Source organism: Herbidospora sakaeratensis, assembly GCF_001570525.1.
Classification (GTDB): domain Bacteria; phylum Actinomycetota; class Actinomycetes; order Streptosporangiales; family Streptosporangiaceae; genus Herbidospora; species Herbidospora sakaeratensis.
Genome location: NZ_BBXC01000008.1, coordinates 629,351 through 642,110, shown reverse-complemented (window position 1 = coordinate 642,110; position 12,760 = coordinate 629,351). Strand labels below are relative to the sequence as shown.

16 protein-coding genes are annotated in these 12,760 nt (G+C 67.8%); 12 read left to right on the top strand and 4 right to left on the bottom strand.

Annotated features, from left to right (window positions below; translation table 11 throughout):
* Window positions 1-188: 188 nt before the first annotated feature.
* Window positions 189-605 (bottom strand): hypothetical protein, encoded by a 417-nt coding sequence (locus AW271_RS08695; protein ID WP_157553981.1) that lies wholly within the window; start codon window positions 603-605, stop codon window positions 189-191.
* A 64-nt stretch (window positions 606-669) separates the two neighbouring features.
* Entirely contained in the window at window positions 670-1,041 is a 372-nt protein-coding gene (locus tag AW271_RS08690) for a DUF5997 family protein (protein ID WP_062334654.1), read from the bottom strand.
* 54 nt (window positions 1,042-1,095) lie between these two features.
* Between AW271_RS08690 and AW271_RS08685 the strand changes: the two genes are divergently transcribed.
* Window positions 1,096-1,824, top strand: coding sequence for a LysR family substrate-binding domain-containing protein (locus AW271_RS08685; protein WP_083976315.1), 729 nt, complete (start codon window positions 1,096-1,098; stop codon window positions 1,822-1,824).
* A 2-nt stretch (window positions 1,825-1,826) separates the two neighbouring features.
* On the opposite strand, the gene AW271_RS38315 is transcribed toward AW271_RS08685, so the two are convergent.
* On the bottom strand, window positions 1,827-2,408 hold the full coding sequence (locus AW271_RS38315; protein ID WP_062334648.1) for a DUF4352 domain-containing protein: 582 nt from the start codon (window positions 2,406-2,408) through the stop codon (window positions 1,827-1,829).
* A 733-nt stretch (window positions 2,409-3,141) separates the two neighbouring features.
* Between AW271_RS38315 and AW271_RS39560 the strand changes: the two genes are divergently transcribed.
* The 10 genes from AW271_RS39560 (at window position 3,142) to amaP (ending at window position 9,511) form a co-directional block, all read left to right on the top strand.
* Window positions 3,142-3,963: a hypothetical protein gene (locus AW271_RS39560; RefSeq protein ID WP_157553980.1), complete on the top strand. Its 822-nt coding sequence runs from the start codon at window positions 3,142-3,144 to the stop codon at window positions 3,961-3,963.
* Window positions 3,964-4,301: 338 nt separating this feature from the next.
* Window positions 4,302-4,739 carry a pentapeptide repeat-containing protein gene (locus AW271_RS08670; protein WP_062334639.1) on the top strand — a complete coding sequence of 146 codons (438 nt, stop codon included), beginning with the start codon at window positions 4,302-4,304 and terminating at the stop codon, window positions 4,737-4,739.
* 389 nt (window positions 4,740-5,128) lie between these two features.
* A complete protein-coding gene (locus AW271_RS08665; protein ID WP_062334634.1) occupies window positions 5,129-5,881 on the top strand; it encodes a hypothetical protein in 753 nt (250 codons plus the stop codon).
* On the top strand, window positions 5,865-6,353 hold the full coding sequence (locus AW271_RS08660) for a hypothetical protein (RefSeq protein WP_062334629.1): 489 nt from the start codon (window positions 5,865-5,867) through the stop codon (window positions 6,351-6,353). The genes AW271_RS08665 and AW271_RS08660 overlap by 17 nt, the downstream gene beginning before the upstream one ends.
* 688 nt (window positions 6,354-7,041) lie before the next feature.
* A complete protein-coding gene (locus tag AW271_RS08655; RefSeq protein ID WP_245652992.1) occupies window positions 7,042-7,455 on the top strand; it encodes an Asp23/Gls24 family envelope stress response protein in 414 nt (137 codons plus the stop codon).
* 122 nt (window positions 7,456-7,577) lie between these two features.
* A complete protein-coding gene (locus tag AW271_RS08650; RefSeq protein WP_245652991.1) occupies window positions 7,578-7,826 on the top strand; it encodes a hypothetical protein in 249 nt (82 codons plus the stop codon).
* Entirely contained in the window at window positions 7,823-8,008 is a 186-nt protein-coding gene (locus AW271_RS08645) for a hypothetical protein (protein ID WP_062334620.1), read from the top strand. The genes AW271_RS08650 and AW271_RS08645 overlap by 4 nt, the downstream gene beginning before the upstream one ends.
* Window positions 8,009-8,055: 47 nt before the next feature.
* A complete protein-coding gene (locus AW271_RS08640; protein ID WP_245652990.1) occupies window positions 8,056-8,310 on the top strand; it encodes an Asp23/Gls24 family envelope stress response protein in 255 nt (84 codons plus the stop codon).
* Window positions 8,307-8,921 (top strand): DUF6286 domain-containing protein, encoded by a 615-nt coding sequence (locus AW271_RS08635; RefSeq protein WP_157553979.1) that lies wholly within the window; start codon window positions 8,307-8,309, stop codon window positions 8,919-8,921. Before AW271_RS08640 ends, AW271_RS08635 begins: the two co-directional genes overlap by 4 nt.
* On the top strand, window positions 8,918-9,511 hold the full coding sequence (amaP, locus tag AW271_RS08630) for an alkaline shock response membrane anchor protein AmaP (RefSeq protein WP_062334603.1): 594 nt from the start codon (window positions 8,918-8,920) through the stop codon (window positions 9,509-9,511). The genes AW271_RS08635 and amaP overlap by 4 nt, the downstream gene beginning before the upstream one ends.
* Before the next feature lie 249 nt (window positions 9,512-9,760).
* On the opposite strand, the gene AW271_RS08625 is transcribed toward amaP, so the two are convergent.
* Window positions 9,761-10,483: a DUF305 domain-containing protein gene (locus tag AW271_RS08625; RefSeq protein WP_083976309.1), complete on the bottom strand. Its 723-nt coding sequence runs from the start codon at window positions 10,481-10,483 to the stop codon at window positions 9,761-9,763.
* A 227-nt stretch (window positions 10,484-10,710) separates the two neighbouring features.
* On the opposite strand from AW271_RS08625, the gene AW271_RS08620 reads away from it, so the two are divergent.
* Entirely contained in the window at window positions 10,711-12,102 is a 1,392-nt protein-coding gene (locus tag AW271_RS08620) for an LVIVD repeat-containing protein (protein ID WP_062334600.1), read from the top strand.
* The last annotated feature ends 658 nt before the right edge of the window (window positions 12,103-12,760 follow it).

Sequence of the window (12,760 nt, the reverse complement as noted above, 5' to 3'; positions counted from 1 at the left end):
CCAGGAGTGGCCGTGGCGGGCGGCGACGGCTTTCAGCACTTCGAGGAGGTCGGCGAGTTCCTCGGGTTCCCGCCGCTTTCGCGGATGATGGCGGGGATGCGGTCGTCTACCAGCTTGCCCATGGGGTCAGTGCCCTTCGGCGACGGATCGTCGCCCCACGGGAACGGAAGACGCGGGACATCGGCGTGTCACGGCCCGGTCACCTGGATCGTCCACGGGCACGGCGCCCGAACGGCGAGGGTGAACGTGCCGGCCTCGGTGCGGCGCACCCGCTTGTCGAGGTGGTCGCCGTGGTCGTCGACCACGGCGGCCTTGCGGTTCTCGTCCTCGAAGAGGGCGATCTCGATGCCGCCGGCGCCCTCCCGGACTTCGGTGTTCGCGCAGTCCAGCGTGTAGTGGAGCTCCCAGGGGCCCGACGTGGTGAACGGGCCGGTCTGCCGGGCCCCGCTTCCGGAGACCGCGAGCCGGACCTCGGCGGGCTGCCCGTCGGGCGTGGACATGACGTGGACGAAAAGCCCGATCCCCTGAATCACGAGGACCACGAGGGCGACAAGGCCGATCACGCCCATGGTCAGGGCGAAGATCTCAAGCCGAGAAGTGGACACGTGGGAAGGACGCGCCGGATGGGCTCCGCGTTGACCGCCGTCACGTCCATCGCCGCTTGCGGCTCTATCGCTGCTTGAGGCGGAGCGCCTCTTTGCGGGTCTCCTTCTGGACGGACCGCTCGCGCTCCAGCCACGCCGGGTTCTCGGCCTTCAGCGCGTCGATCTCGGCGGTGGTGAGCGGTTCGGTGATCCCGCCCCTGATCAGGCCGGAGATCGAGACGCCGAGCTTCGCGGCGACGACCTGCTTGGGATGCGGCCCGTTGCGGCGCAGGTCGACGAGCCAGGCGGGCGGCGCCGACTGCAGCTCGTTCAGCTCGTCCCGGGAGACGACACCCTCCTGGAACTCGGCGGGCGTGGCCGACAACAGGACGTCCAGCTTCTTGGCCGCGGTCTCGGGCTTCATCGTCTGGACGGTCTTCGGTTTGGACGAGGTCATGGCGTCGAGAATAGTCAGTCGGAACGGGTTTCCTGACGTCGATACCCTGGGGCGGTGACTGATGGGGAGACCGGCAGGGTGTTCCGGCTGGCGTACGTGCCCGGGGTGACCCCCGCGAAATGGGTCAACGTCTGGACCGAGAGGATGCCGGACGTACCGATCACCCTCCTCGCGGTGCCCGCGGCCGAGGCGGTCGGCCTCCTGCGCGATGGCGCCGCCGACGCGGCGTTCGTGCGGCTCCCCGTCGACCGGGAGGGCCTCAGCGTGATCCCCCTCTACGTGGAGATCACGGTGGTCATGGTCCCCAAAGATCACGAGGCCACCGCCGCCGACGAGGTGACCGTCGCCGACCTGGCCGACGACGAGGTCTTCCACCCCCTCGACGACACCATCGACTGGGCGGTCCGCCCCGGGCTCCCGGCGTTCACCCGCCCCGCCACGACGGCCGACGCGGTCGAACTGGTGGCGGCCGGCAGCGGCCTGCTCGTGGTCCCGCAGTCGCTGGCCCGCCTCCACCACCGCAGGGATCTCACCTACCGGCCGATGCCGGACGCCCCCCAGTCCCAGATCGGCCTGGCCTGGCCGACCGACGCGACCACCGACCTGGTGGAAGACTTCATCGGCGTCGTCCGCGGCCGGACGGTCAACAGCTCACGCGGGCGCGCGGCCGACACCCCGGCGGAGAAACCGGCCCAGCGGCAGCCCCGCAAACCGGCCCAGAACGGCTCCGGCCGCCGGGCCGCCCCGGCGGCGCGCAAGAAGAAGGGCAACCGGCCCCGCTGACGTCACGGGAGCTTCCACTCGCCCTTTTCGTCGGCGAAACCGCTGTTCAGAGCCATTTGAAGGGTCGCGAGTCCGGCGTCCTGAGCCACCTCGAACAGGATGACGCCCTTACGCGAGTCACCGGGGTTGGCCGTGATCGACGAGAGGATCACACCCTCCTTCACCTCCCCGAAGGTCTGGTTGTACTGCTGGCCTTCTGTGTCGATCAGCTTGAGACCGTTGCCGGGCGCGTCGCTGTAGACGGCCGTCCCGGTGTTCTTCAGCCGCAGTTCGACCGCCACCCACCGGGAACCCGCGTCCGGCTTCAGGAAGTCGTTCGCCGGCGTGGCCGGATCGAAGACCCGGGTCACGGTGACGTCCACCCGCAGGTCGGAATCCATCCCGTGCAGGGTGATCGCGGCGCCGACGGCCACCGGGCCGTCACCGGCGGGCTGCTCCTCGGTCGCGGGGGAGGTGGGCTCGCTCGTGACCGGGCCGCGGCTGGGGGAGCCCAGCGTCTCCCGGTCGGCGGAGCCGTCGTCGACGTTGAGGATCAACGCGAAGCAGCCCCCCACGAGAAACAGGAAGACCACCGCGGTGACCATGAGGACGGCGAGGGTGTTGGTCCGCTTGGGAGGCGGCGGAGGTGGCGGATACCCGTGTCCGGGAGGCGGCCCATAGACGGGCGGCCCGTAATGCGGAGGTTGTCCTTGCTGCCCGTACGGATTCGACATCGCTGGCTCCGGGTGAATTCAGGTGTGCTCTGACATCGCACGCGGAGGCGTTCGGCGTTACTTCGCAGAGGGTTTTTCGTCGGGTATGTGACCTTTATGAGGCTGATCCAATAATCGCCACGAATGTGGTGTGCCGGACTTTGCATTCGGTGATTTCTTCTCGGCGGCGCAAGCCGGATCTGCTTTCGCAGACGAGAAACTCGAAGTAGGCCCGGGTCAAGCTGGACCATGGTTTCCTCCCGGTCGAGCAGAGTGGACCTGTCCGGTGGTGGCTGTCACCACAGAGCGGGCGCACTTCCCGGTCCGGAGTAGACCAACCTCGTCGACTACCTGGTGCGCGACCCTCGAATCGTGCGGCGACGGCACTCTCACGGTGATCGATGACGACCGGATGGATCATCTGCCAGGCGGCCCTACGGCTCGAACGCCTCAGCTCACTGCGTAGACCGGCCCGGGGATTCTGGGTGGCGAGCACTCGGCTGGAAGCCGTGGCGCCCTGCTGATGACCGATGGGTGACCGGGGGACAGCCGTGGCCCAAGCGAATCTCATTGACCAGGTCTGGCCGCAGAGGAAGGCTTCCCGCGGGGCGAAATGGCACGGCGGATGGCGCGATGGGAATCGACCTGTGCGTGTGCTTGTACAGAGAGTGCACCGGGTTCGCGCCGCCCATGTCATCCGCGGTACTGCGGACGCACGCTCGACGCGGCCGACCTCGGCATTGGCGGTCTGCTCGCCAAAACTCCGCGCCGCGAGGTCGCGTGGACGGGCACCGGGGAAATCAGTAACCTGACGCCGGTGCCACGAACCTCTCTTCTGGTCGCCGCCCTCACGGTGTCGGCCTGTATTGCGAATGCCTCAGCGGTAAGCGCAGCTTCTTCCTCACCGGCCTACGCATCGATGTCAGCCCCATCGGGCCTGCTGCAGGGGTCGCAAACGCTTGTCACGCCCAAGCAGACGGTCATTGACAAGACCAAGGCGCTGCTGACGACGTTCTTCACCGATCAGCAACTGTCCAGAATCCTGGACAAGCTGGCGGCGGACATCTACGCGAACAAGACATTAAAAGAATCATCCGCCACTCTCATCACCTCGAGTGGTCTCACCGCAAGTCAAATCACGGTCCTGGCGAAGCTGGCGAGCGGCTCGACCTCCGGCGCCCCGCTGACGAAGGTCAACGCGGTCCTGCTCCGCCACTTCGAACCATATTACAAGAACATCAGCCAGAAGATTCTCGCGATGAAGAAAAGCGGGAAGTCCCAGTCGGAATGCGCCAAACAGGTGCACGTTATGGTGGCCGGATATCTCACCAAAGCCAATGTCACGCCGATCCTGAAAGACGTCAAAGCCGGTCTGACGTCAAGCGAGTGGCAGTTCGTGAAACTTCACGGCGCAGCACTGTTCCTGTGGAGTAAGCACGGGTTGTAGAGCCTGTCTGGTCCGCGCCGGCCTAAGCAGCGATTACCCAGGCGCGCAGGAGGCGATCGGAGAAGCGGTTCGGCCTCCACGGAGAGGCCGAACCGTCCAGCGTCGTGTAGCCCCCGCAGCAGGACGGGGCGGCGGCGGAGCGGAACGCGACCGGCTCGGGCGGTCGTTCTGCGCCTGCGGGGTTCTGCGACGGCCGGGGCGGGGTCGGTGGCGAGCATCAGCCGGGCGAGCCGCCCTCACCGCCGACGCATCGACCGCCCGCTTGGGTAGCACCGAGCTGTTGCCGGGATCGGGTTGTGTGGGCCCGAGGCAACCTTCACCGGCGACGCCCAGTTCGAATGGCGACCTTTACTAAGACCGCCTGGTTCGACAGGGCGACCTTCCCCAAGGTCGCAAAGTTCAGCGCCGCGACCTTTACCGAGGACGCGGAGTTCAGCGCGGTGACCTTCACCAGGGACGCGAAGTTTAGCGCGGCGGCCTTCACCAAGGTCGCGGAGTTCAGCGCGGCGGCCTTCACCAGGGGCGCGGAGTTCGGCGCGGTGACCTTTACCGAGGACGCGGAGTTCAGCGCTGCACCTTCACCAGGGACGCGGAGTTCAGCGCCGGCCTTCACCAAGGTCGCGGAGTTCGGCGCGGCGGCCTTCACCAAGGTCGCGGAGTTCAGCGCGGCGACCTTCACCGGGGAAGTCCAGCTACAGGGCGACCTTCGGCCCGACGCCAATTTGGTCGGCGGGATGACGGCTGAAGACCGCGGAGAACAGGGCCACGTTTGGTGAAGTCCGACAAGCCCGCAGCTGGGCCTCAAGACGGCCCGTGGGCGCCCGCCCATAATTCGGTTATTGGCCCATCATAAGCCTGTTTATTCTGTCGAGTAGAGAAGCGTGATGAACTCTGCGGTCTTCTGACCTGTGACTCCGCAGATTTCTGACCTGCGGGTTCGTCATGTCGACCGCCGAAACCTGGACCGGAGGCGACGTCATGTGCGTCGTCAACAACCCGCGCGGTCAGCGGAGCGGCTCGAAGTTGCCCCGAGCGCTACGCCTCGGCTCGCAATCGTCGACAAATGGTAATCAATTTGTTTGCCGGTGTCTGTGATGATGAGCGCTCCGCAAGTTCGCCGTTTCCGAAGGGCAGTGGCTCCATGAGGCGATGGTCAACCCTGATCGTGGTCGCGATGCTGGCCGGGGCGGTGGCGGTGCCCGCCCCTGCCATCGGGAAGGCCGCGCCGCCCGATCCGGTGCGCGCCGTGCAGAAGCAGTTGCGCCACGGACACGGGGTGCGGCTCTCCGAGCTCATCGTGTCGAGCTACCGCAACAAGCCCTTCGGGCGCACGCGCAGCCAGGTGCAGCTGAGTCCCTCCGGACCGGTCGCCTACGACTCCTTCACCCATTACCTGGTGTTGTCGGATCTGATTCCGGACGCGCCCGAGACCGCGATGCACAACTCGCTCGCCGAGATGGACTGGGACGACATCACCCATGTCGGCGGGGTCACCTATCTCCACGCCCTGCCCGGTTACCTCCCCGACGGCAAGGCGTGGATCCGGTTGAAGCCGGACCGCTTCTATGACGACGCTTTCAGCAGCCAGCCCATCGACGTGTTCGACGCGCGGATGTTGCGCACTGTGCTGCGCGGTGTCACCGGCAAGGCCGTTTCCGGTGGGTACGCCTACCAGGGCGTCGTGACTCACGGACAACTGGGCACGGCCAAGGGGCGCTGGGCGAAGAACAAGATCAGCTGGCGGCTCTGGACCGACGCCAAGGGCCTGCCCACCCGGCTGCGGACCACGATCATCGCGCCTGGCGACCTGGATTCCGATACGACGCTGGACACCCGATTCCGCGACTGGGGGTTCCCGCTGGTCGTCACCGCTCCGCCCGCCGATCAGGTGATCGACGAACGTGACCTCCCCAAATGATCATCTGACAGAGCTGCTGCGCCGGCTCGACGATCCCGAACGGCCCGAATGGCCGAAGGGCTACGACCGTCACGGAACCGGCGCGCTGTTCGAGCACCTGGTGGCCAGGCTGGAGGCCGGCTTCGGCGCCTCCTGCCCGGCCGAGCGGGACACCCAGGACTCCAGCGAGTACGGACGGGTCGAAGTCCCCGCGCACGCGACGGTGTGCGGGGAGCGGATCGTCGTCTCGGTCAGCACGTTCGGCTCCCTGGCCTTCGTGGCGGCCGACAACCCCGGCGCCTTCCTCGGTACGTGGGAGGCACACGACGAGGGGGCGCTCGACGCCGGGGATCTGGCGAAGGTCGAACGGGCGCTCACCGAACTGGGCTACGTGGTCGTCCCGGAGGAACTCCTCACGAGCGACTACGACGGGCCGACCGCCGTGTGTTCGCGGCGCCCCACCTGGTGGGACCGCTACTTCGGCACCTTCTGAGGCCCCGCGTACCGTGGGCAGAACGGAACCCCGCACAGGCGATCGTGACCGGTGACCACATCAGTCATGGCACCCGGCGCACACCTGTTCGCCGCCACCGGCACCGGCAACCCGGTGCGGCGGTGGGACCCTGGGCCAGCCAGTAGATCGGCCAACCCCTCACCGGCCACACCGGCCCATGCGATGATCACCTACTCGCCACCATCAGCCGCGACGAGAGGGTGCGGCTGTGGAACGTCGGCTGAGCGCTGCGGGACGGCGCTGTGACCAGTGCCCCGACTACGCGGATAGGCATGAAGGCCGGAGGGCGGCAGCCGAACACGTGGTCTGTCTGCCGGCGGGATCGCATCCGGCGGTAGCCGCCGCCGGCTGGTGCTGCTCGACGATCAGCCCCTCGACGTCCATCGCCCGTGGAACCGCCCTCAGGGGTTTCACCGAGCCGGGGAAAACGTGTCTGCGCGGTTCGCCTCACGTGCAGAGAGAGATGGCCTTTGGCCGCATGGACATCCGAGAAAAGACGCTTGGGCAAGTCGAGGCGGGTACGTGACGCAACCTAACCCTGACTTTCATCCCTTCCTTCATCAAAAGGGGTACTAAGTGAGGAAGGCGGCCAAACACCAACAAGGCTGTCAAAAGGTCAAAGCGGGGGATTCGTATGACGGAAACCAGTACGCCATCGGCCCAGGGCATGCCAGTCCCGCGAGAGCGCGCCCACGACCACGGCCACACCACCATCGCGGGGGACGTCGTCGCGAAGATCGCCGGCGTGGCCGCCCGGGAGATCTCCGGCGTCCACGACTTCGGCACCGGCCCGGCCCGCGCGTTCGGCGCGTTCAAGGGCAGACTCGGCGCCGAGGACGGCGTCACCCGCGGCATCGCCGTCGAGGTAGGGGAGCGCCAGGCAGCCGTGGACATCGATCTGGTCGTCGACTACGGCGTGGCCATTCCGGACCTCGCCGCAGCCGTCCGAGACCACGTGATCACGGCCGTCGGGCAGATGTGCGGGCTTGAGGTGACCGAGGTGAACGTCGCGGTGGATGACGTCTACCTGCCGGGCCAGGACCAGTCCTCGGGGGCCAGGGAAGGCGCGCGGGTCCAATGACCAGGCGCAGGGGCCGTACGGCCCCCCGGTTCGATTCGGCGGCTCCGCCGAACCCGGGGGCCACGCCCCGGACCGCTCCGGACGCAAGGCGGATCGCCGAGAAGGCGGCCTCGTGTCCCGGCGTGTCCGCGCTCACCCGCGGTCCGTACGGGACGGCTGCCACCTACCTTCCCGGCGGATCCGTGCCGGGGGTGTGCCTGCGCGACGAGGCGGTCGAGATCCATGTGGCCGTCCGGTACGGCAGGCCGATTCCCGAGATCGTGGCCGGGGTTCGCGAAGTCGTGAGCCCGCTGTCCGGCGACAGGCGTGTGGACGTGATGGTCGAAGACGTCACCGACACCGAAGAAGCCAGGAAGGTAGGACGATCATGAACCAGTTCCCAGTTTGGACCATCGTCGGGCTCACGTTCGGCACGATCCTCGGAATCGTGGGCGCCTTCGGCGGCCTCAACGCCTTCCTCATCGTGCTGGTCCTGGGGGTCGTCGGCTTCTTCGTCGGGCTCATCCTCGAAGGCGGCGTCCAGATGCCCAAACTTCGGGTAAGGCGGCAGTGACCACCACGGCCGGGCACGGCGCGACCACGGTCTCGGAGCGTGCGTTCGTGAAGATCGCCACGGAGGTGGCCGGGGCCGACGACCGGCTCGCGGAACAGCCGCAAGTAACGGCGTCTGTCAGCGGAGCCGTCGCCGCCGTGCGTCTCGGCATCGCCGTCCGCTACCCGGCGCCCGTGCGTCAGGTCGCGGCGGAGGCGCGCGAGCGGCTCATGAGCCGGGTACGCGACCTGACCGGCATCGCCGTCGAGAACGTCGACGTCGACGTCGTCCGGCTCGTGCCGAAACGGAGGAGCGGGCTATGACGACTCTCCACACGGGAGCTGAATTCCCGGAGACCCCTGAACCGGTCTCCCGCGCGTCCACGAGAGCGAAGGGCACGACGCGCTTCCTGCGCCCCAGGCGGAAGGTGCCCGCGGCGATCGCCGCGCTCGTCCTGTTCGCCGCCGGGCTGCTGATCGCGGTGGGAACGATCTCGGCGCTGTTCGGCCACCCGGTGCGGATCGTGCCGTACGACCGGGTGGTGGCCTGGGCCAGCGCCACGACCTGGCAGGACAATGCGGTCATGGCGGCCGCCGGGGCCGTAGGGATCGTGGGGGCGTTGCTCATCCTGATCGGGGCGGTCCCCGGGCGAACCCGGCTGGTGGCGCTGCGCAGCGGCGACCCCGACATGATCATCAGCACGCCCCGGCGCATGCTGGCCCGGGTGCTCGGCACGGTCGCGGCTCAGGTCGACGGTGTACGCCGGGCGCGGGCCCGGATACGCGGGCGGCAGGTGACCGTCCACGCGGGCACCGACCTGCGCGACACGGCCGCGGTGCGCGAGCGCGTGCGGGACGCCGTGGAGGACGAGCTGACCAAGCTCGCACCGGTCGGCCGCTACACGGTCAACACCAAGGTGAGGGGTGCGCCATGACACGAGGTAGGGCCTTCGGCCGGGGCATCGCGTGGGGCAACCGAACCGGCCTGGTGGTGCTCGGCCTGATCCTTCTCGCGGCGGGCGCCGCCGCCTTGGCGCTCGGCCTGGGGGTCTTCGGCTCGAACGCGGCCCGGACGCCCCTGCTGCCCAGTGCCGTCTCCACCTTCGCCGGCTCCACCTCCTGGTTCTGGCCCGCCGTCGCCGCCGGGGGCTTCGTGCTGGGCGCCATCGGGCTGGGCTGGCTGCTCGCCCAGTTCCGGCTCGACCGGCTGGATCGTATGCGGCTGGAGTCCGGCCCGTCCGGGGTGACCGAGATCGGCGCCAGGCAGGCCGGCGAAACCCTGGCCGACCAGGTGAGCGCCTACGAGGGCGTGCGGCGCGCGCGGGCCTCCGTACGCGGCAAGCCGGACGCGCCCGCCCTCGACCTGCGGGTGACCTCACAAGATCCGGCGCACCCGGACGCCCTGATCACCCGGCTGCACGACGAGGCGCTCCCCGACCTGCGGACCGCGTTGGGGCTGGAACACCTGCCGGTCCTGATACGGCTCCGCTTCGACCCGAGCCGGCGGACCCGCCAGGTCCACTGAAACGGCGCGGAGCCGGACGGCTGGGCTGTCTACGCCGACCTCCCCCAGCCCGAGGCGTTCGGCGATCGTGATGACGACCGCATCACGCACGGGGCAACCGGCGATCACGTTACATCGGCACCGTCAAGAACAACGCCTGGCTCCACACCCGCGCCGCCGCGCCCAACCTGCGGTCTCCGCACCCGTCTGAGGAACCGAGGTCAGCACAGGTGCAGGGCGCCACACGCCAGCAAGATCCTCAGCGGCCTGCTAGCCGAGTAGGCGTTGGAGGCGGGTGATTTCGGCGCTTTGCTCGGCGACGACGTCCTGGGCCCAGGTGAGGACGCGGTCGTGGGAGCCGTTGATCAATTGGGTTTCGGCCATGGTGATGGCGCCCTTGTGGTGGGCGATCATCAGGGTGAGGAAGAGGGTGTCGAAGGATTCCCCCTTGGCGTTGCGGAGGTCGGTGAGCTGGGCGGGGGTGGCCATGCCGGGCATCGTGGCGTGGTCGGCGTGGTGGTCGGGTTCGCGCAGACCCTCTTCTTCGAGCCAGGTGGTCATGGCATTGATCTCGGGGCCCTGGGCGTCGTAGATGCGGTCGGCCAGGGACTTCAGGCGGGGGGATTGGGCGCGGTCGGGGGCCAGCGCGGCCATTTCGAGGGCTTGGCGGTGGTGCACGATCATGTCCTGGACGTAGCGGACGTCGGTGGCGTTGATCGTGGGGGAGGGCAGGGGGGCGAAGGTCTGGCCGGGGGTGAGGGTGGCGGCGACCTCGCCCGGTTTGCCGGGGACGATGACCGGGGCGTCGGTGATGACCTCGGGCGGGTCGGTGGGAGACGAGCAGGCGGTCAAGAGCAGAGTGGCCGCCGCGATGCTCAGGAGAGCTTTGACCGCGGTGGTCCCGGCCTGGCGGAGCGGGAGGGTTCTGAGCACATGGGGCTCGGCGCTCGGGGCGGGAACGCGGCTCGTGATGACGGCGGGAGCTCTGCGCATTTCGGTCCTTTCGGCTGTGGTCGCGGAGCGATTGTGCCTGGTCATGATGGGGGGAGATGCGCGCACCCGTCCCCATTTCGGTCCTCCTGAGGAACCTAATGGCCTGGGCTTGTGACAGTAAAGGAGACGGATCGTAGGAAATATGTGACATATTGACGACTTGCTTGAGGGCCTGAGTAAAGAAACCATAAGGGGTGTTTGCCACCTTTTACCCGGAGGTTCCCTCAATGTCCCCCCTCCGCAGAGTTGGGCGTTTACTCGCCGTGCTCGGTGCCGCCGGAGCGCTGGCGCTCTCCACGACACCGGCTCAGGCCGCTGACATCCTGCCCCCCGGCGCCATCGACATGAGCGACAACGTCCAGCACGTCGCGAACCTGCCGCGGCCCGACTCCCTGCTCACCACCATCAACACCGACATCGCCTTCCAGGGCGACTATGCCTACGTCGGCAACTACGGCGGCTTCTCCGTCTACGACATCAAGCACCCGAAGAAGCCGAAGCTGGTCAGCTCGGTGCTGTGTCCCGGGTCGCAGATGGACATCTCCGTCTACGGCAACCTGCTGTTCGGTTCCGTCGACTCCTCCCGCAGCGACGACTCCTGCACCAGCGTGGCCCAGTCGGCCGCGATCAAGTCGTCGTGGGAGGGCATCCGGGTCTTCGACATCAGCGACAAGGCCAACCCGCGCTACGTCAAGTCGATCGAGACCAACTGCGGTTCGCACACCCACACGCTCGTCCCCGGCACGGACAAGGCGAGCGTCTACCTGTACATCTCCTCCTACAGCCCGTCGGCGTCGTTCCCGGACTGCCAGCCGCCCCATGACCTGATCTCGATCGTCAAGGTGCCGCTGAAGGACCCGGCCGCCGCCTCGGTCGTCGCCACGCCGAACCTGTTCCCGGACGGTGGCAACCCGGGCGAGAGCCTCCCCTACCCCTTCCGCACGTCGGCCACCAGCGGCTGCCACGACATCACCGCGTACCCGGAGAAGGGCGTCGCGGCGGGCGCGTGCATGGGCGAGGGCATCCTGCTGGACATCCGCAACCCGGAGGCCCCCGCCGTTCTCGACGTCGTTCGTGACGACGAGAACTTCGCCTTCTGGCACTCCGCCACGTTCAACAACGAGGGCGACAAGGTCATCTTCACCGACGAGCTGGGCGGCGGCAGCGCCGCCACCTGCAACGAGGCGATCGGACCGAACCGCGGTGCGAACGCCATCTTCGACATCGCGGACGGTCAGATGACCTTCCGCAGCTACTACAAGATCGCCCGCCACCAGGCCGACACCGAGAACTGCGTGGCCCACAACGGCTCGCTGATCCCGGTCAAGGGCCGCGACATCATGGTCCAGGCCTGGTACCAGGGAGGCGTCTCGATCTGGGACTTCACCGACTCCGCCAACCCGCACGAGATCGGCTACTTCGAGCGCGGTCCCGGTGAGAACCTCGGTGACGGTTACTGGTCGGCCTACTACTACAACGGTTACATCTACGGCTCCGAGTTCACCCGGGGCTTCGATGTGCTCAAGATCAACGACCCCCGTACGAACCAGGCCAACAGCGTGAAGATGAACGACTTCAACGCGCAGACGCAGCCGTCCTACAAGGACAAGAAGCACTAGCCAGCCCCGATTCGCGGCCCTCGCCTCGTCGGGCGAGGGCCGCGTTCGCATCCGACGGTCGTCGTGCTGGCGGTCCGTCCGGCAGAAGGAGACACCAGGACCGTCAAGTCTCGTCGGTCGCTCAAGCCGCCGCGCCGGTGCGTGGAAGCCCTCAAGGCTCTCCACGAGGAACAGGCCGGCCTCGGATCTCGTCTTCCGCACGAAGACGGGAAACGCCCTCACCGCGCACAACGTGAGGCGCGACTTCCGCGAGGTCATCGCTCTCCCGGAACGCGACTGGCCGCCGCGCGAGGTGGCACAGCTTCGTCTCGCCGCTCTCCGGATCGGGAGTCCCGATCAAGGACATCTCCCGCCTGGTGGGCCATCGCACGACGGTCGTCACGGAGACCGCCCGGTCCTCCTGGAAGGTGCCGAGGCCATGGACGACATCTTCGGGGGTTGCTCACCCAGACCCGATTTCCAAGATCAGCAACCAGGTCTTCGTGCAGGTGGACGGTACTGGGTTCTTCGACCATCTTGAGTGAAGCCTTCGAGCGAGGCATGGTTCCCCTGCTCTTGTGCGGACGCCGGCTGGCCGGCCTCGCATCGAACTCCCCGCGATTCGCGGGAGCTCCCTGGTCGCGGCAGAGTACAAAAAACGAGCCCCGACCCAAGCGAG

Excerpts from the sequence above, each read along its gene's own strand:
- AW271_RS08625 (WP_083976309.1), bottom strand. The coding sequence starts at position 10,483 with ATGCGCAGAGCTCCCGCCGTCATCACGAGCCGCGTTCCCGCCCCGAGC.
- AW271_RS39560 (WP_157553980.1), top strand. The coding sequence starts at position 3,142 with ATGGCGCGATGGGAATCGACCTGTGCGTGTGCTTGTACAGAGAGTGCA.
- AW271_RS08620 (WP_062334600.1), top strand. The coding sequence starts at position 10,711 with ATGTCCCCCCTCCGCAGAGTTGGGCGTTTACTCGCCGTGCTCGGTGCC.
- AW271_RS38315 (WP_062334648.1), bottom strand. The coding sequence starts at position 2,408 with ATGGTCACCGCGGTGGTCTTCCTGTTTCTCGTGGGGGGCTGCTTCGCG.
- amaP (WP_062334603.1), top strand. The coding sequence starts at position 8,918 with ATGACACGAGGTAGGGCCTTCGGCCGGGGCATCGCGTGGGGCAACCGA.
- AW271_RS08635 (WP_157553979.1), top strand. The coding sequence starts at position 8,307 with ATGACGACTCTCCACACGGGAGCTGAATTCCCGGAGACCCCTGAACCG.
- AW271_RS08690 (WP_062334654.1), bottom strand. The coding sequence starts at position 1,041 with ATGACCTCGTCCAAACCGAAGACCGTCCAGACGATGAAGCCCGAGACC.
- AW271_RS08670 (WP_062334639.1), top strand. The coding sequence starts at position 4,302 with ATGGCGACCTTTACTAAGACCGCCTGGTTCGACAGGGCGACCTTCCCC.
- AW271_RS08655 (WP_245652992.1), top strand. The coding sequence starts at position 7,042 with ATGCCAGTCCCGCGAGAGCGCGCCCACGACCACGGCCACACCACCATC.
- AW271_RS08645 (WP_062334620.1), top strand. The coding sequence starts at position 7,823 with ATGAACCAGTTCCCAGTTTGGACCATCGTCGGGCTCACGTTCGGCACG.